Annotated in this window: 14 protein-coding genes; 7 read left to right on the top strand and 7 right to left on the bottom strand. The window is 61.8% G+C overall.

Features of this window, described 5'->3' with window-relative positions; genetic code table 11:
• Positions 1-68: 68 nt before the first annotated feature.
• Positions 69-692, top strand: coding sequence for a PEP-CTERM sorting domain-containing protein (locus ASF04_RS27970; protein WP_056148431.1), 624 nt, complete (start codon positions 69-71; stop codon positions 690-692).
• Between the two features lie 160 nt (positions 693-852).
• Here the strand turns inward: ASF04_RS27970 and ASF04_RS26020 are convergent, their stop codons facing one another.
• On the bottom strand, positions 853-3114 hold the full coding sequence (locus tag ASF04_RS26020) for a carboxy terminal-processing peptidase (protein WP_056148434.1): 2262 nt from the start codon (positions 3112-3114) through the stop codon (positions 853-855).
• A gap of 430 nt (positions 3115-3544) precedes the next feature.
• Here ASF04_RS26020 and ASF04_RS26025 point away from each other — a divergent pair, with 430 nt between their 5' ends.
• From ASF04_RS26025 to ASF04_RS26045, 5 genes are all read left to right on the top strand, one after another.
• Positions 3545-5572 carry a methyl-accepting chemotaxis protein gene (locus ASF04_RS26025; protein WP_056148437.1) on the top strand — a complete coding sequence of 676 codons (2028 nt, stop codon included), beginning with the start codon at positions 3545-3547 and terminating at the stop codon, positions 5570-5572.
• A 69-nt stretch (positions 5573-5641) separates the two neighbouring features.
• Entirely contained in the window at positions 5642-6022 is a 381-nt protein-coding gene (locus ASF04_RS26030) for a DUF2946 family protein (RefSeq protein ID WP_056148439.1), read from the top strand.
• A 57-nt stretch (positions 6023-6079) separates the two neighbouring features.
• Positions 6080-6694 (top strand): SCO family protein, encoded by a 615-nt coding sequence (locus ASF04_RS26035; RefSeq protein WP_056148442.1) that lies wholly within the window; start codon positions 6080-6082, stop codon positions 6692-6694.
• The gene (locus tag ASF04_RS26040) at positions 6691-7143 is read left to right on the top strand and encodes a copper chaperone PCu(A)C (protein ID WP_056148444.1); all 453 of its coding nucleotides are present in this window, start codon (positions 6691-6693) and stop codon (positions 7141-7143) included. The genes ASF04_RS26035 and ASF04_RS26040 overlap by 4 nt, the downstream gene beginning before the upstream one ends.
• A gap of 264 nt (positions 7144-7407) precedes the next feature.
• The gene (locus ASF04_RS26045; RefSeq protein WP_056148448.1) at positions 7408-8745 is read left to right on the top strand and encodes an MFS transporter; all 1338 of its coding nucleotides are present in this window, start codon (positions 7408-7410) and stop codon (positions 8743-8745) included.
• 71 nt (positions 8746-8816) lie between these two features.
• Here ASF04_RS26045 and ASF04_RS26050 read toward each other — a convergent pair whose 3' ends face one another.
• The 4 genes from ASF04_RS26050 to ASF04_RS26065 form a co-directional block, all read right to left on the bottom strand.
• Entirely contained in the window at positions 8817-9173 is a 357-nt protein-coding gene (locus tag ASF04_RS26050; protein ID WP_056148451.1) for an addiction module antidote protein, read from the bottom strand.
• 50 nt (positions 9174-9223) lie between these two features.
• Positions 9224-9568, bottom strand: coding sequence for a type II toxin-antitoxin system RelE/ParE family toxin (locus ASF04_RS26055; protein WP_056148454.1), 345 nt, complete (start codon positions 9566-9568; stop codon positions 9224-9226).
• A 123-nt stretch (positions 9569-9691) separates the two neighbouring features.
• Positions 9692-10837, bottom strand: a complete 1146-nt coding sequence (locus ASF04_RS26060; RefSeq protein ID WP_056148457.1) for a DUF1624 domain-containing protein — start codon at positions 10835-10837, stop codon at positions 9692-9694.
• Positions 10838-10846: 9 nt separating this feature from the next.
• Positions 10847-12967 carry a TonB-dependent siderophore receptor gene (locus tag ASF04_RS26065; RefSeq protein ID WP_056148460.1) on the bottom strand — a complete coding sequence of 707 codons (2121 nt, stop codon included), beginning with the start codon at positions 12965-12967 and terminating at the stop codon, positions 10847-10849.
• A 192-nt stretch (positions 12968-13159) separates the two neighbouring features.
• Here ASF04_RS26065 and ASF04_RS26070 point away from each other — a divergent pair, with 192 nt between their 5' ends.
• The gene (locus ASF04_RS26070) at positions 13160-15652 is read left to right on the top strand and encodes a glycosyl hydrolase 115 family protein (RefSeq protein WP_056148463.1); all 2493 of its coding nucleotides are present in this window, start codon (positions 13160-13162) and stop codon (positions 15650-15652) included.
• Here ASF04_RS26070 and ASF04_RS26075 read toward each other — a convergent pair whose 3' ends face one another.
• Positions 15653-16486 carry an alpha/beta fold hydrolase gene (locus tag ASF04_RS26075; protein ID WP_200931151.1) on the bottom strand — a complete coding sequence of 278 codons (834 nt, stop codon included), beginning with the start codon at positions 16484-16486 and terminating at the stop codon, positions 15653-15655.
• A gap of 277 nt (positions 16487-16763) precedes the next feature.
• Positions 16764-17579 (bottom strand): DUF2306 domain-containing protein, encoded by an 816-nt coding sequence (locus tag ASF04_RS26080; protein WP_056148469.1) that lies wholly within the window; start codon positions 17577-17579, stop codon positions 16764-16766.
• Positions 17580-17612: the final 33 nt, after the last annotated feature.

The raw sequence follows: 17612 nt of genomic DNA on the forward strand, positions 1-17612 counted from the left end.
TAGTCACAGTTATATTGCATCGGTTGCATGACTTCCATACAAGAATCCCCCTACCGATAGCAGGACTGATGATGATGAATTCGTTGAAAAAGATGGCCGTCGCGGCTGCCGCGCTGTGCGCCTTGACCGTGGCGCCGCTGGCGCAGGCCGGCATGGTGACATTCGATATTAAATGGGCCAACGCCAGCGGCGTCGATACGGCGTTTGCCGAGTTGACGCTCGACTCGCTGCTGATCGACACCGCGCCCGCCGTTCCCCACCCTATCGATATCAGCCGGGTCACCGGCCTGAAGCTGACCGTCAGCGGCGCCTCCGCCGGCAATGGTGTGTTCGGCAAGCAGGACTTTTCCTCGATCCTGTTCTACGCGATGGCGCCTATGGACTTTACCCGCGACCTGATCGGCCAACGCGTGGTGGTGGGCACCGATCCACGTGGCGATACGACCTACGGCGACGCCGACGGCATTTCGGGCGGCTTAGCATTCTTTGCCAGGGAATTGACCACACCGAGCAGCGTGCGGCCGTTTGCACTGGTCACCGACCGTACTGCCGATTATGCCGATTTCCTGACCGTGCGCTCGATCATCGCGCGCGAAGGCGTCTCGGCTGTGCCGGAGCCGGCGACGTACGCCATGCTGCTGGCCGGCCTGGCGCTGGTAGCGGTACGTGCACGCAGCAAGAATCGCGGATAAAAAAAAGCCCGCTCAGGGAGCGGGCTGAATCTATTTTCTTGGAGGAGAATAGAGGAGACAGGAATGATAATGCCGCTCTGCAGCATATAAATCCAATTTATATTGGTAATGTTGGAAATTCACATTCAGCATAACTATCTCCAACATCGCAAAAACAGCATTATTTGCCGGCCGTGGCGGGCTGGGCGTAAGGCAGAACCCGCGCTGCCATGCGGGTATCAGTCTTGAGCAAGGCTACTTCATCGGCCAGGATGTGCACGGCTTCGTTGAGCAACACGTCCTTGGCTGCCTTGGCCTGTTTCTCCGCTTCCAGCTCGGCTGCCAGTGAGCGCTCGGCACCCTGCAGGCCGTCGTCGCTGCGCAACGCACCTTTTACGCCTGCCACTTTGGGGACAGGCGCGGTTTTGCCACTGGCCGGCTTGGCCGAAATTGCCTTGTTCAGCGCGTCCTTCGGATCGGGCAGCAGGATCGGATCGTCGGCGCCCGGAGCTGCCAGCAGGCGCGCCTCGCGCAGCTTGGCACGGGCTTCCTGTTGCTCGCGTTCCTTGCGGCGCACGGTTTCGTTGAGCGAAATCGAGTTTTCCTTGCGCTGCTTGTTCACCAGGGCAATGTCTTCGGCCAGGTACTGGAAGTCCTTGTCCTTGGCAATGCGCGCGGTGTGCTTTTTATCGAGCACCGGGATGATTTCTTTCAGGTCACCGGCCGGGATGAACGGCGCGGGGGTGATCTGGGTCCACGGCAAGGCATTGTCGTAGCTCGATTCGCCGAAGGAATCTGCATCGGTCATGGTCGGCAGCTTCAGGTCCGGCGTTACGCCGCGCAACTGGGTGGTGCCGCCGTTAATGCGGAAAAACTGCGCGATGGTGAACTTGACTTCGCCGTACCGCACCTTGTCATCCTGGGCAAAACGGTCCAGGCTGAACAGGGTTTGCACCGTGCCCTTGCCGAAACTCGGTTCGCCGATGATGACGCCACGGCCGTAGTCCTGGATGGCAGCAGCGAAAATCTCCGAGGCCGATGCCGAACCACGGTTGATCAGCACGCCCATCGGGCCATCCCAGGTCATGCCGGCGCGGGTATCGCTTTCGATTTCCACCTTTTTGTCGGCGCTGCGCTGCATCACGACCGGGCCCTTGTCGATGAACAGTCCGGTCAGTTCTACCGCTTCGTTGAGCGAACCGCCGCCGTTGTTGCGCAGGTCGATCAGCAGGTTATCGACTTTATCCTTTTTGAGCTCGACCAGCAGGCGTTCGACGTCGCGGGTGGCGCTCTTGAAGTCTTTGTCGCCCTTGCGGCGTGCTTCGAAATCCTGGTAGAAAGTCGGCAGCGAGATCACGCCCACGCGGCGCTTGGTATTGCCATCCTTGACTTCGTAAATGGTTTTCTTGGCCGATTGCTCTTCCATGCTGATCTTCTGGCGCACCAGCGAGACGAATGCATGCTTGCCATCGGGGCCGGCGTCGGCCGGGATGATTTCGAGCTTGACGGTGGAGTCCTTGGGACCGCGGATCAGCGCGACCACGTCGTCCAGGCGCCAGCCGAGCACTTCGGTCAGCGGGGTTTTCTCGTCCTTGGCCACGGCCACGATGCGGTCGCCGACCTTGATCTTGCCCGACAGGCCGGCCGGGCTACCCGGCACGACTTCGCGCACAACCACGTAATCATCGCGGCTTTGCAGCACGCAGCCAATACCCTCGAGCGACAGGCGCATGGCGATATCGAAGTTGTCGGCAGCGCGCGGGCCCAGGTAGTTGGTGTGCGGCTCGATCGACATGGCGTAAGCGTTCATGAAGATCTGGAATGCGTCTTCGCTGGTCGGCTGGCGCGACGGGCTCAGGTAGTTCTCGTAGCGTTTGTCCAGCGTTTCGCGGATGCTTTTGTCGTCCTTGCCGGCCAGCTTGAGGCGCAGCCATTCATTCTTGACTCGCTTGCGCCACAGGTCTTTCATTTCAGCGTCGTTCTTGACCCACTCGGCCTTCTCGCGGTCGAACTGGTAAGTCTCGTCCGATGCAAATTCAAACTTGCCGGTCTTGACCAGGTCGCGCGCATAGGCGATGCGGTCGCGCAGGCGGGTCTGATAAAGGTTGAAGATGGCAAACGGCACGCTGAGGTTTTCGCCGTTGATGGCGTCGTCCAGGCGCGTGCGCACGATGGCGTACTGGTTCAGGTCAGCCTGGGTGAAGAACAGTTTTTCCGAGTCCAGCGATTTGAAATAGCGGTCGAAGATTTTTTCCGACATGGCATCGTCCAGCGGCGCAGCCTTGTAATGCAGCTTGGTCAGCACGCGCGAGGCCAGCACTGCGGCCTGGGTCTGTCCAATCTGGGGCTTGAGCGGCGCATCTGCCACTTTGTCCGGCACGGCAGCGCCGGCCTGGAAGGACAGGGCCGCGATCATGGCCACCAACAGCATTTTTTTCTTCATCGGCTAACTCCGGAGTGTTTTATTGAGGTTATTGCAGGCGCTGCACTGAATTTCATTCTACAGGATAGCAGTCGGGACGCCGTTCTGTGAATGGCGAGTTTCCGCGACGAAGCTTAAGCACGGCTGAACACCATCTATCACAATACGTAGTAACCCGTAATTAAATTCATCAATAGATTATTTAAGTCATTGTTTTAGAAAAGAAATTCCTTGATATATATCAAAAAAATGATTGCCTAGCAGAAAAATCCTGCTAAAATTTCGCTTGATAGCAGTTTCATCATCCAATGATGGCACCGCCCCCGACCCCGGCGGTGGCTGCCCGCCTCACTGCGTGAGGCGCATGTTTTCCCTGGCCTCAAGCAGCGCTCCCGCACTTCGGGGGCATACGCCGTTTTCGAACGACTCGTTACCGAAATATTAGAATCCAATGAGCAAATCCCTGATGAATCCCCGCGACTGGGGCGTCGGCACCAAGATCACCGTGTTTACATTCGCGCTGATGACCGTGATCATGGCCGTGATACTGGTCCTGATCAACCACAGCACGTCCACCATGCTAACCGAGCGCGCCAAGTCCAACGTGGCCAACTCCCTGCACGGCATCAGCAACACGGTGGAGGTGTTCAACAACGCCATGACCAACGAGGCATCGAGCTTTGCGCGCCTGTTCGCATCCGAGTTCGATGACGGCAAGTTCAGCCTGGACACGGCCAACACGGTCGAGATCGCCGGCAAACCGACGCCGTCGCTGATCCACGGCGGCAAGGCGCTCAATCTCGACTTCACCGGCCCGGACAAGTTCACCAACGAGACCGGCGTCATTGCCACCATTTTTGCCGCCAACGGCGCCGAATTCGTGCGCGTGACCACGTCGCTGAAAAAGGAAAACGGCGAACGCGCTGTCGGTACCCAGCTTGACCACGCCCACCCCAGCTATCCGCTGCTGCGCAACGGCCAGAGCTATATCGGCTTAGCTACCCTGTTCGGCAAGCAGTTCATCACCCAGTACGATCCGATCAAGGATGGCGCCGGCAATGTGATCGGCGTGCTGTTCATCGGCCTCGACATCTCCAAGAACATGGACATGCTCAAGCAAAAGATCAAGGCGATCAAGATCGGCGACACCGGCTACATCTACGTGATCAATGCCGCCAAGGGCGAAAAACAGGGCACGGCGCTGGTCCACCCGAAGCGTGAAGGCGACAATCTGATCGACATCAAGAGCACCGACGGCCATGCCATCATCCGCGAGATGCTGGAAGCCAAATCGGGGGGCATGACCTATAACTGGGCCGCTTCCGACGGCGAAGCGCCACGCGAGAAAATGGTCGAGTTCCACACCTTCAAGGACTGGAACTGGCTGATCGTCGGCGGCACTTATACCGACGAAATCACGCGCGAAGCGGCAACATTGCGCAATCGCTACGCGCTGATCGGTCTGGCCGCGCTGGTGATCTTTGCCGTGGTGCTGTTCCTGCTGGTGCGCACCGTGGTATCGCGGCCGCTGGCCCGCGCCGAGCAGGCTGCCGACCGCATCGCCAAGGGCGACCTCGACGTTCACCTGGAAATCCATAACAAGGATGAGATCGGCCTGGTGGTGCGCGCCCTGAACGGCATCAGCAGCAACCTGTCGAGCGTGGTGGGCCAGGTGCGCGCCGGCGCCGAGCAGATCACCACCGCCGCCACCGAGATCGCCAACGGCAACCTCGACCTGTCGAGCCGTACCGAAGAACAGGCGTCGAGCCTGGAAGAAACCGCTGCCTCGATGGAAGAACTGAGCGGCGCCGTGCGCCAGAATGCCGACAATGCGGCGCAAGCCAACCAGATGGCGATGGCCGCCTCCGGCATCGCCGCCAAGGGTGGCGCGGTGGTGGCGCAGGTGGTCGATACCATGGGCTCGATCAACGCATCGTCGCGCAAGATTGTCGACATCATTTCCGTCATCGATGGCATCGCGTTCCAGACCAACATACTGGCGCTGAACGCCGCAGTGGAAGCGGCCCGCGCCGGAGAACAGGGGCGCGGTTTCGCCGTGGTCGCCACCGAAGTGCGCAACCTGGCGCAACGCTCGGCCACGGCCGCCAAGGAAATCAAGGAATTGATCGACGACTCGGTCAGCAAGGTGGACGTCGGTAGCCGCCAGGTGGCCGAAGCCGGCAGCACCATCCAGGAAGTAGTAGAAAGCGTGCGCCGCGTAACCGACATCATGGCCGAGATCAGCAGCGCCAGCGACGAGCAGCGCGCCGGCATCGGCCAGGTGCACGACGCCATCCACCAGATGGACGAAGTAACCCAGCAAAACGCCGCGCTGGTGGAACAGGCCGCCGCTGCCGCCGCTGCGCTGCAGGACCAGGCCCACGACCTGGTGGAAGTGGTGCGCATCTTCAACCTCGGCAGCAATGCCGGCGCCGCCAGGGCGCCAGCAGCTACGCCGTCGCGACTGGCGCTGAAGTAACCGGTACTGCCCCGATACAGGCCGCCCCCGCACCAGCGGTGGCGGCTTTTTTTACTTTATAATCGCGCCATGCCCCAGTTTCTTTCCCAGCGTCGCAACATCAGCCTGATCGTTTGCCTGGCGCTCATGCTCAATTTGCTGTGGCCCGCGTTGGGCCAGGCAATGGTGGCGCCGGGTATCGACGCGATTGCCGGCGAGGTATGCAGCGCCAGCGGCAATGTGTACAGCACCCCTGCCCGCAACGGCCAGCAACAGGTTCCCATCGCTGGGCACCAACTGAAACACTGCGCGCTGTGCGCCAGCCTGGCTGGCGCGCCGCCGCCCGCGCCCGTGGCCTTGCGCGCACCCATTGCCGCCTCAGCAGTTTTCTCCGCGCCAGGTTATACGGCGCCAGCGCCCTGCTGCGCCTGGCCCGATGCCCGTCCCCGCGCCCCGCCCTCGTTCGCCTGAACCCTGCCCTTGCGCCGGTGCCCGCACCGGCGTCATCCAGACATTACCAGGAGTTTTATGCGACGACGTTCCTTTCTCTCGACCGTAGCTGCGCTGCCGCTGGCCGCCCTGCCATTGGCGGCGCAGGCACGCGGCTTTACCGCGATCGACCTTACCGGCGCCGCCATCGGCCCCGATTATTTGCTGTCTTACCCGGACGGCAAACCGGCCACGCTGCGCGATTTTCGCGGCAAGTTCGTGCTGCTGTTCTTCGGTTTCACCCAGTGCCCGGACGTGTGCCCGACGGCGCTGTCGCGCGCGGTGGAAATCAAGCGCCTGCTGGGCGCCGACGGCAACAAGCTGCAGATCGTGTTCGCCACCATCGACCCCGAGCGCGACACCGGGCCGCTGCTGCGCGAATACATGGCGGCGTTCGATCCAACCTTTATTGCCGTGCGCGGCACCGACGAGCAAACTGCCAGGACCGCAAAAGACTTCAAGATCATGTATCGAAAAGTGCCTAGCGGTGGGTCGTACACCATGGACCACACGGCCATCACGTATGTGTTTGACGCCAACGGCAAGATACGCCTGGGCCTCAAGCACGACCAGACCGCTCAGCAATGCGCCGACGACCTGCGCCAATTGATCAACCCGAGAAAACCGGGCTTCTTACAAGGACTGTTCCAATGAAAACCATCGTTTCCGTAATGTTGGGGGCCACCCTGCTGGCTGCCGCACCCGCCTGGTCGCAAGTGACCGTCGATCAACCGTGGGTACGCGGCACCGTGGCCGCGCAAAAAGTCACGGGCGCCTTCATGACGCTGACCGCCGCCAAGAACAGCCGCCTGGTAGCCGTCAGCTCGCCGGTCGCCGGCACGGTCGAAGTGCACGAAATGAAGATGGTGGACGACGTGATGCGCATGCGCCAGATCCCGGTGCTGGAGCTGCCGGCCGGCAAACCTGTGGCGCTGACGCCAGGCGGCTACCACCTGATGCTGTTCCAGCTCAAGCAGCAGCTCAAGGACGGCGACAAGGTGCCGCTGGTGCTGGAAATCGAGGATGCGGCCAAGGTGCGCAGCAGCATCAAGGTCGAGGCTGTCGTCAAACCGCTCAACGCCCCCGCTCACGCCGGCCACTGATGCCTGCGGGCCGGCTACCGCCCCCGGTAGCCGGCCCGTTTCCCGCCGCATTGCCACCGCCCCTTCCCTTCGCCCCCTTTCACTCTCATACGTCATCGTACAACTTAAAGCAAATAGGAAAACGTTTAACTTGTTGATTTGTAAGAATTAAGTCAGCCTCGCGTCGGGTTTGTATGACGGGTATGAATATTTCATATATCCAGTTGTATGATGTCTGATATGTGCGTTATGATCGGCGCATATTGATAAGAAGGAGATCCACGCATGGCAACGCAGCAACAAAAAGCAACGCGGGTACGCTGGCTGATTCTGGCCATCCTGTTCGCGGTTACCACCATTAATTACGCCGATCGCTCCACCATCGGTATCGCCGGACCTGAACTGACGCGCGTCCTCGGCTTGACGCCGGTACAAATGGGCTATGTGTTCTCGGCCTTCTCGTGGTCTTACGTGGTGGCGCAACTGCCGGGCGGCTGGATGCTCGACCGCTTCGGCACCAAGATCGTGTATTTCTTCAGTATTTTTCTGTGGTCCGTGTTCACCATGCTGATGGGCACTGTCGGCTTCCTGACCGGCGCCGCCGCCCTCACCACCCTGTTCTGCCTGCGACTGGCAATTGGCGCAGCGGAAGCCCCTTCCTTCCCCGGCAACAGCCGCCTGGCCTCCTCGTGGTTCCCGACCGCCGAACGCGGCACGGCGGCAGCGATCTTCAACTCGGCGCAGTACTTCGCTACCGTCCTGTTCGGCCCGTTGATGGGTTGGCTGGTCCACGCCCACGGCTGGGAAAGCGTGTTCTACGTGATGGGCGGCCTGGGCGTGGTGATGTCGTTCTTCTGGCTCAAGCTGGTGTATGGTCCGAAAGACCATCCGAACATCAACAAGGCCGAACTCGAGTACATCTCCGCCGGCGGCGCGCTGATCGACCTCGAGACCAAGGACAAGAACGCACCCAGCGCCAAGATCGATACCTGGTCGGCAATCCGTCAGTTGCTGGGCAGCCGCATGCTGCTGGGTGTGTACATCGCCCAGTACAGCATCAATACGCTGACCTATTTCTTCCTGACCTGGTTCCCGATCTACCTGGTGAAAGAACGTCATATGACGATCCTGAAAGTGGGCTTCGTGGCCGCACTGCCAGCGCTGGCAGGCTTCCTCGGCGGCGTGCTGGGCGGCGTGATTTCCGACCGCCTGATCAAGCGTGGCTATTCGCAGTCGAAGGCGCGCAAGATACCGATCGTGAGCGGCATGCTGCTGGCCATGACCATGGTTATCTGTAACTACGTGGATGCGGACTGGCTGGTCATTACCGTGATGGCGCTGGCCTTCTTCGGCAAAGGCATCGGTGCGCTGGGCTGGGCGGTGGTGGCGGATACGTCGCCGAAAGAAGCAGGCGGCCTGAGCGGCGCACTGTTCAACAGCTTCGGCAACACCGCTGGCATCACCACTCCGATCGTGATCGGCTACATCCTGGAAGCAACCGGTTCGTTCGCCGGCGCCCTGGTATTCGTCGGCGCCAACGCTGCGGTGGCCATCCTGTGCTACGTGTTCATGGTAGGCGACATCAAGCGCTTCGAATTCAAGACGCCGGTAACCCGCGCCTGATCGAGCTGCTCGCACTATAAAAATGGCCGCCAGATCGCTCTGGCGGCCATTTTTCATGCGATATTCATACCTCAGGCGGCCAGTGCCGGTCCTTTGCTCTCGCCGATCGCAACCACGCGCACTTCGAGCCCCAGGCCGGTCAGCAAGCTGCGGATCGTATCCCACTGCGGTTTGCTTGACGGCCGCAGCGCTTTATATACCCCCTCGCGCGTGAGCCCCGATTGCTCGGCGATTTTCGCCACGCCTTTCGCTTGCAGGACATTTTTGATGGCCTCCTTCATCAGGTCCGAATTTCCGGATGAGATCACATCATTGATGTAGGCCGCGATGGCCTCAGGACTGGTAAGGTAGTCAACGACATTGAAGTCGGTCAGTCCCTCGATACCATCGAGGCTGTCGAGCAGGTATTTGCTGTCATCGTTGGTCATGGCTATTTCCTTTGCTTCGTCTGGATCAGTAGCGCAGGCTGACGTTGCCATCATGTTTTGCGCTTATTCTCGGCAAGCAGCCGCTTCATGTCTGCCAACATCTTCTTCGCATCCTTGATGTCTCTTTTTTGCGTGGACTTGTCTCCTCCCATCAACAGCAAGAGGATGGTGTTGTCCAGGGCCTCGGTGTAGTACACGCGGTACCCGGGCCCGAAGTCGATGCGTATTTCAGAAACGCCCTCGCCACACGACTTCACGTCGCCGTAAAGGCCCATCTGCAGGCGCTCCACCCGGCTGGCGACGATAGATTTGGCAACGCGGTCGAGCATGGCGTTGAACCAGCAGCGATAAGCCGCCGTTTGTTTCGCCGTCTTTTTGTGAATGTCTCCACTCATTGTAATCACCTGTTCTCAAATGTCAAACCGCGCGACGATCAAGTTGTGTGATTAACGTTATACCAACGTTGAGTGAAGTTCAATTACTCGGCTGTATCGAATCGTGGTCGATGCCTAACGTCATTACAAATACCGCACCCACCCCATGCTGGTGCGCCGCTTGAACGCGGCGAACGCCTTGCACGGCCAGTACAGCAACGGGATCAGCGCCGCCGACAACAGCCACACCTGCCACAGGTGATCAAACTCGTAGCGGCTGCCATAATTGGCGCCGAACATGGCCACGGCCAGCTTCTGCAAGCCCAGCAGCAGGAACAGGTGCAGCAGGTAATAGAACATCGGCGCGCCGCCGAACGAGGCGCACACGCGCAGGAACAGGTTATCGCGCTGCTCCAGCCAGCCCAGCACCACCAGGCCGACACCCAGGGTCAGCAGCAGGAACGCCAGCGACGGCGGGTACTTGGTCACGTTGAGGAACGACATCACGGTGCGCAGCGCGGTCTCGCCCGTCGTCCAGTCCAGCGTTTCGCCGTAGATATTCAAGCCGCGCAGCACCAGCAGCCCGGCCAGTGCGGTCACGCCCGCAGTTACCAGCAGGCTGCGGCGGCGCGCAGAATCCACCGTGCGCGCATACCAGGGCCCGGCCACGTAGCCGAGCACGATCACGCCGATCCACGGCAGCAGCGGATAGCTGACCTTGATTTTCAAGGCGCCCTCCGCCACCAGGAAACCGCGGTCATGCAGGATGGTCCATGGAATATAGCCCCAGTCGCCGGGCGCGAACGTCACCGGTGTGAGCAGGTTGTGACCACCCACGATGACCAGTCCGATCACGGCCAGCACCGCGCGCGGCAACCGGTGCAGCAAGGCCAGTGCGATCATCGCCAGGCCGATCACCCAGATCACCTGCAAGTAAATCGTGGGGGCCGGAAAGATGCCGGTCCATGCCACGCTCACCACCAGCACTTCGAGCACGACCAGGAACAAGCCGCGCTTGAGTAAAAAGCCGGTGGCCGGGCGCGGTCCGGCCGACGGATGGGCGTACAACCACGCCGACAAGCCGGTGAGAAACACGAACATCGGCGCACAAAAATGGGCGGCAAAACGGCTGAAGAACAGCGCCGGCTCGGTCTGCGCCACGTCCATCGGATCGGTCACCTGCCAGCGCAGGAAAAACGTTTCACGTACATGGTCGAGCATCATGATCATCATGACCAGCCCGCGCATGACGTCGATCGACGCCACGCGCGCATTCTTCACTACATTCATATCCACCCGTTAAAATTTATAGTGCGCTTTCAAGGTCACGCGGCGCTCGTCGCCCGGCGCCACCCAGGTTTGCTGATAGGCGCTCGGATAATAAACTTTGTCGAACAGGTTGTCGATATCGAGCGAGAGGCGCAACTGGCGCGTGGCGTCGAACGACGATACCAGCTTGGCCGTGGTGTACGCCGGCAAAACAAAGCTGCGGCTGATCGCCACGTCGCCATTGCGCTCGCCCACGTAATTGAGCCCGCCACCGAGCGACGCGCGCTTGCCCAGCACATTGAATTCGCGCACCAGCAGCAGGTTGGCGCTCTGCTTCGGCACATTGGCCACCGTGCCGCCCACCGCCAGCACGTTGTCGCGCAAGATCGTCGCATCCGTGTACGCGTACGAGAACGACAGCTGCAACTTGCGCGCAACCTCGCCCGCCACGTCGAGCTCCACGCCCTTGCTGCCCACTTCGCCAGCGGCCAGCGAGAAGTTGTTATCGACCGGGTTGACGGTCAATACGTTCTCCTTCCTGATCGAGTACACGGCCAGCGTGCTGCTCAGTTTGCCGTCAGGCGTGTCGAACTTGACGCCCGCCTCGTAGGCGCGGCTGCTCTCGGCCGGGAACGATTCGTTGGCAATGCTGATGCCGCTGTTGGGCCGGAACGACTTGGCCGCCGATACGTACAGCGACACCTGCCTGGTCGGCTGGTACACCAGGCCGGCGCGCGGGCTGGTCGCTTCGATCCGCTGTTCGTTGACGCGTCCGGCCAGCAGCGCGTTGGTGATGCGCTGGCGATAGGCGTCGCGCCGCACGCCCAGCAGCGCTTTCCATTGCTTGCTTAAATCGATCTGATCCTGCACGTACACGCCGGTAGACCATTGCTGCTCGCGGGTATCGATCGAGCGCGCCAGGTTGGTTGGCTGCGCGCCGCCATAGACCGGATTGTAGATGTCGATGCTGTACGGCGCGGCCGCGCTCGGGTTGCGCCGCAGTTGCAGGCGATCATCGACGAAACGGTAGCCATCGACACCGAACAGCACGTTGTGGCGCATCGCACCGGTACTGAGCTTGCCGAGCAGCTCCACCCGGCCGGACCAGTCCTGGCCCGAGAAATCGCGGAAACGGCGCTGGCGCCACAGGGTGCGGCCGTCGGCCTGCAACACCGTGGCGTCGCTGGAAAACCCTTTCATTTCGCTGCTGCGGTACGACAGTCCGCTTTGCAGCGACCAGCCTTCCTGGAAGTCGTGCTGCAAGAACACCTGGTGACCGGTGGACTTGATGGTGGTGGGACCGTCGGCCGGGTCGCCGAGGAAGCGCGAATTCGGGATCAGGCCCAGCACGCCCTTCACCGCCACCACGCCACGGTCGAAATTGCCTTTCTGCTCGACTTGCTCGAGTTCGTACGACAGCGTGGTGGCGTCGGAAATGCGCCAGATCACCGACGGCGACAACAAATGGCGCTCGCTAGTGACGAAGTCGCGGAAGCTGTGGCCTTTTTCGTACGAGCCGTTCAGGCGGTAGGCCACGTTCTCGCCCAGCGGGCCGGTCAGGTCCACCGCCGTGCGGTACGTATCATGGCTGCCGACCGATTGCTCGAGCGCGTAAGACGGCTGGAACAGCGGCTTCTTGGTGGCGATATTGATGATGCCGCCTGGCTCGCCGCGGCCGTACAGTGCGGCAGCCGGGCCCTTGAGAATTTCGATACTGTTCACGTTGGCGATATCGCGCAGGCCGTTGTAACCACGGCTGGAACTGAAGCCGTTGACCAGAAAGTCGGAACCGTAGTTGGGGTCGCCGGTAAAACCGCGCACCGAGTAGCTGTCCCACACGCCGCCGAAGTTGTTCTGGCGGGCGATGCTGCTGCCCATGTCCAGTGCGTCCGCGAGGCGGGTGACGCCAGCGTCGCCCAGCATGTCGGCGGTGAGCACGCGCGCCGACTGCGGCAAGTCCTTCAGGTCGGTCTCGGTCTTGGTGGCGCCGGTGGCAGACAGGCTGCGATACGGCTGGCGCGCGGCCACCACATTGACCACATCGGTCACTTCGGCGGCATTGGAGGTATCCTCGGCCGGACCAGCCACTGCAAACCACGGATAGGCGGCAGCCAGGCAAACGGCAAGACGCGAAGGACGAACGACAGACATGAATGCTCCACAAATTAAACGCAACAGACTTGCATTCTACATGCAACGCAACTAAATTGCATTAAGGATATGAGCCAAGAAGCATGTATTTAATCACTCAATTGAGCACTTTGGTAAAACATTAGTACAGCAATTGGGCTTCTTGTACTATCTGCCATCTCTTTCGTCGCGTCACCCACCTAGCAGGAACAGATGAGCACTCCCACCATTATCGCGCTGCGGATCATTCCCGTTGTGCTGGCCTTGATGGCCGCCCTCCCCGCCAGCGCCCTCACGCTGTACGACGGCAAACAGGTCGCCACCGTGGTCCATGAAGACACGCCCACCGCCGCCCTGGCCGCCCGCCTGCTGGCGCGCGACCTGCAAGCGGTCAGCGGCGTGATGCCGAAGGTCGGCACCAGCCTGGCCGACTGCGGCCGGGTATGCATCGTGCTCGGCCGGCACGACGCACCGCAGGTGGCAAAGATCGCGGCCGACGCCAAACTGGCACTAAGCGACCTGCGCGGCCAGTGGGAACGCTACCGGCGCGCAGTGGTGCCAGCCGGCGCCACCACCTACCTGCTGATTGCCGGATCGGACGCGCGCGGGGCCACCTGGGGCGTGGTGGACCTGACCCGCGAGCTGGGCGTATCGAGCTGGGAGTGGTGGGCCGATGTAGCGCCGCGCAAGCAGGCCAGCATCACGGTCGATGACCGCGCCGTGCTGTCGGCACCGCCGTCCGTGAAATATCGCGGCATTTTCCTCAACGACGAGGACTGGGGTTTGCAACCGTGGGCCGCCAAGACCTACGATAAAGCAGCCAAGGACATCGGCCCGGCCACCTATGCGCGCATCTACGAGCTGCTGTGGCGACTGAAAGCCAACACCATCTGGCCAGCCATGCACGACAGTACAAAGCCGTTCTACCAGATTGCCGGCAACCCGGAGATGGCGCGCGACTACGCGATCGTGGTCGGTACCTCGCATGCCGAGCCGATGATGCGCAACAACGTACGCGAGTGGCGCAAGAAGGAAGACGGCGAATTCAATTTCTTCACCAACCGCGACAAGATGCTCGATTACTGGCAGCGCCGCGTCGATGAAGTCAAAGACTACGAGAATATCTACAGCCTCGGCGTGCGCGGCATCCACGATTCGCCGATGGAAGGTGCTGGCAGCACCGAGCAGGCGCGCGACGCGGTGGCCGAAGTGGTCGGCCTGCAACGCCAGATGCTGGCCAAATCGACCGGCAAAGCGGTCGCCGAGATACCGCAGGCGCTCACGCTGTACAAGGAAGTGCTGGACCTGTACAAGGCCGGACTCAAGGTGCCGGGCGACGCCACCATCGTCTGGCCCGACGACAACTACGGCTACCTGGCCCAACTGAACACGCCGCAGGAACGCGCCCGCCAGGGCGGCGCCGGCATTTATTACCACCTGTCGTACTGGGGCCGGCCGCACGACTACCTGTGGCTCGGCACCACCCGGCCGGCGCTGGTGCGCGAACAGCTCGACCGCGCCTGGCAGACCGGCGCCCGCAATATGTGGATCGTCAACGTGGGCGACATCAAGCCGCTCGAATACCTGACCCAGTATTTCCTCGACCTCGCCTTCGACCACACGCAGATTGCGCAATCGCCCGACCAGCACCAGCGCGCCTGGTTCGCAGCGCAGTTCGGCAGCCAGCAGGCCGACGCATTGGCCGCGCTCAAGCGCGAGTACTACGACCTGGCCTGGGAACGCCGGCCCGAGTTCATGGGTTTCGGTCAGACCGAGCCGACCACGCCGAACGGCGTCAACGCCTACCTGCGCACCGGTGGCGACGAGGCGCGCCGCCGCCTGGCCCGCTACGAAGCACTGACCAAACAAGCGGAACAGCTGGGCGCCGCCCTGCCGGCCGATCGCCAGGACGCCTACTTCGAACTGGTGCTATACCCGATCCGCGCCAGCGCCAACCTCAATGCCCGCATCCTCAAGCTGGAACTGGCGGCAGCCATGGCGCGCCAAAGCCAGGCCGGCGCCCAGGAGCAGGTGGAGCAAGCCAGGGCCGCGCACACGGCGCTGGTGGCCGACACCGCCCGATATAACGCGCTGGCCGGCGGCAAATGGCAACACATGATGGACCTGGCGCCACGCCGGCTGCCGGTGTTCCACGCGCCGGTATTTCCGACCTACCCGGCGCCGGCCAAGGCGATTGCTCTACCCGTCAGCAAGGTGCCGGTGATTTCGCTGGCGGCGGCGTCAAGCGGCAAAAATGCAGCGTGGGAAATGGTCCCGGGACTGGGCAGCAACGGCGATGCCTTGCGCAGCCGGCTCGACATGGCCTCGATGACGGTGGAGGAAGCGGCCAAGCTTGCCCCGCTCGACTACCGCTTCGAGCAAAAGAATACGGCCAGCGCGAAGATCAAGCTGGTGGCAGTACCCGTGCATCCGTTGACATCGGCCAACAGCCTGCGGATCGGCGTGCGCATCGACGACGGTCCATGGGAAGTGCTGGACTTCCGCACCTTCGGCCGCAGCGATGAATGGAAACAGAATGTGCTGAGTAACACGGCGGTGCGCACCCTGGAGCGGCCGCAGCTGGCCAAAGGCGCGCACCGCATCCAGGTGGTGGCGCTCGATCCCGGTTTCATCCTGGACCGCATCGACATCAGCGCCGACGGCGCGCCCGACTACTACGGCGCGCCGCCAACAGCAGGACGGTAATTACGACTTGAAGAACTTCAGCAGGTCGGCGTTGATCACGTCGGCGTGCGTGGTGGGCATGCCGTGCGGGAAGCCTGGGTACGAAATCAGCTTGCCATTCTTGACCAGCTTGACCGACTTGGCGCCGCTATTGGCGAATGGCACGATCTGGTCGTCTTCACCGTGCAACACCAGCACCGGCATGTCCATCGCGCGCAGGTCGTCGGTAAAGTCCACTTGCGCAAACTGGAACACGCAATCGTAGGCGGCCTTGACGCCGCCCATCATGCCCTGGCGCCACCAGTTGTTACGCACCGCTTCCGACACTTTCGCGCCCGGACGGTTGAAGCCGTAGAACGGGATCGTCAAGTCCATGTAGAACTGCGAGCGGTTGAACGCAGTGCCCTTGCGGATATCGTCAAACACCGACAGCGGCACGCCGTCCGGATTGGTGGCGGACTTGACCATGATTGGTGGTACCGCGCTGATCAGGACAGCCTTGGTAACCAGGCCCTTGCCATGCTGGCGCGTGTAGCGCGCCACTTCGCCGCCGCCAGTGGAGTGGCCCACGTGGATGGCCTTCTTGACTTTCAGCGCAGCGACCAGCTCGGCGGTATCCGAGCTGTAGGTGTCCATATCGTTACCCTTGTCGGTCTGGGTGGAGCGGCCATGGCCGCGACGGTCGTGGGCAATCACGCGGTAGCCGTTCTGCAGGAAGAACATCATCTGGGCATCCCAGTCGTCGGACGTCAACGGCCAGCCGTGGTGGAACCACACCACTGGTGCGTCCCTCGGGCCCCAGTCCTTATAGAAGATCTGGGCACCGTCCTTGACGGTGACAAAGCCGCTGTCCATGGTAGCGCTGCGGCCTGCTGGCGTGGCGGCCGACGATGCCGCCGGCAAAGTGGCCGCGACTGCTGCGGCAGCAACGCCGAGGCTGCCGACGATGGCGGTACGGCGCGAGGTAACGGTGTCGCTTGGGGTATGATCGGATTTCACGTGGTGCTCCTGGCAGGTTGTCGTTCGGGTGGTTGGTACTGCTCGCGCTGTGCGTGAGCTGATACCACCATTGGACACCATCGCATACCACCTTGTATTCTGTCTTTGGATAGGGCCACCACTGCCATTAAGTTCAGTTGTTGGCGCCGCCAACCAACTGCGGCAACCACATCCCGACAGTCGCCACCGCAACGCCCACGGCGATCAGACCGGTCGAACACATCACCAACGCCGCAGCCGCCACCTGCCAAGCTGGCTGCGCACTGCGGCGCGCACGCAGGTATGCTTCCAGCACCAGCAGCGGCGCCAGGTACTGGGCGTACGCCAGCACACTCAGCGCCGGCCCGGTAAAAGTGGCCGGATCGAACCCGGCGAGGCCGCCGTTCAGGGCGATCCAGCACATCAGCCCCACCCGGAAAAACCAGACGCCGCTCACGCACAGGAACAGCCTCAGCGCCCAGCGCCGGTGCACGTCGATGCGCCGCGCCAGTGCGTGACGCAAGGCCTGGTAAGCACACAGCAGTACCAGCAGCGCATTGATGCTGGTGCCGATGTGCTGAATGAGGTCGCCCACAGCACCGCGCCACCACATCATGTACAGGCCGCTAATGGCAGCCAGCACGGCGCCGAGCAAATACATCCTGCCATTGTACCGATGCAGGCGCGGCAAGGCTGTGCGCAATCCGGGCACCAGTTGCAATGCACCGCCCAGCATGATCACCGCCGCCAGCAGCAGATGCACGGCCACGGCGGCATTGTCTGCGGTCGCCCCCACGACATGGCCGTGCGTCATCACGGCATTCCAGCGCGCCGGGTCGCCGCGCGCGATGGCGCCACCATACAGCGCCACAATATAGGCGCCAAAGATCAGTTGCCCGGCCAGCGTGACCAAGAACCACAGCCGGGCGGCGGTGTCGAGTGCAAACAGGGGGATTCGCATCCTGGTCATGCCGTGCTCCATCGTTGTTGTGTTGCGTCCACG

The sequence above is a fragment of the Duganella sp. Leaf61 genome (genome assembly GCF_001421905.1).
Taxonomy (GTDB): Bacteria; Pseudomonadota; Gammaproteobacteria; order Burkholderiales; family Burkholderiaceae_D; genus Rugamonas; species Rugamonas zoogloeoides.

Excerpts from the sequence above, each read along its gene's own strand:
- ASF04_RS26065 (WP_056148460.1), bottom strand. The coding sequence starts at position 12,967 with ATGTCTGTCGTTCGTCCTTCGCGTCTTGCCGTTTGCCTGGCTGCCGCC.
- ASF04_RS26020 (WP_056148434.1), bottom strand. The coding sequence starts at position 3,114 with ATGAAGAAAAAAATGCTGTTGGTGGCCATGATCGCGGCCCTGTCCTTC.
- ASF04_RS26050 (WP_056148451.1), bottom strand. The coding sequence starts at position 9,173 with ATGACCAACGATGACAGCAAATACCTGCTCGACAGCCTCGATGGTATC.
- ASF04_RS26035 (WP_056148442.1), top strand. The coding sequence starts at position 6,080 with ATGCGACGACGTTCCTTTCTCTCGACCGTAGCTGCGCTGCCGCTGGCC.
- ASF04_RS26025 (WP_056148437.1), top strand. The coding sequence starts at position 3,545 with ATGAGCAAATCCCTGATGAATCCCCGCGACTGGGGCGTCGGCACCAAG.
- ASF04_RS26060 (WP_056148457.1), bottom strand. The coding sequence starts at position 10,837 with ATGAATGTAGTGAAGAATGCGCGCGTGGCGTCGATCGACGTCATGCGC.
- ASF04_RS26070 (WP_056148463.1), top strand. The coding sequence starts at position 13,160 with ATGAGCACTCCCACCATTATCGCGCTGCGGATCATTCCCGTTGTGCTG.
- ASF04_RS26040 (WP_056148444.1), top strand. The coding sequence starts at position 6,691 with ATGAAAACCATCGTTTCCGTAATGTTGGGGGCCACCCTGCTGGCTGCC.
- ASF04_RS26030 (WP_056148439.1), top strand. The coding sequence starts at position 5,642 with ATGCCCCAGTTTCTTTCCCAGCGTCGCAACATCAGCCTGATCGTTTGC.
- ASF04_RS26045 (WP_056148448.1), top strand. The coding sequence starts at position 7,408 with ATGGCAACGCAGCAACAAAAAGCAACGCGGGTACGCTGGCTGATTCTG.
- ASF04_RS26075 (WP_200931151.1), bottom strand. The coding sequence starts at position 16,486 with ATGGACAGCGGCTTTGTCACCGTCAAGGACGGTGCCCAGATCTTCTAT.
- ASF04_RS26055 (WP_056148454.1), bottom strand. The coding sequence starts at position 9,568 with ATGAGTGGAGACATTCACAAAAAGACGGCGAAACAAACGGCGGCTTAT.
- ASF04_RS27970 (WP_056148431.1), top strand. The coding sequence starts at position 69 with ATGATGATGAATTCGTTGAAAAAGATGGCCGTCGCGGCTGCCGCGCTG.
- ASF04_RS26080 (WP_056148469.1), bottom strand. The coding sequence starts at position 17,579 with ATGACCAGGATGCGAATCCCCCTGTTTGCACTCGACACCGCCGCCCGG.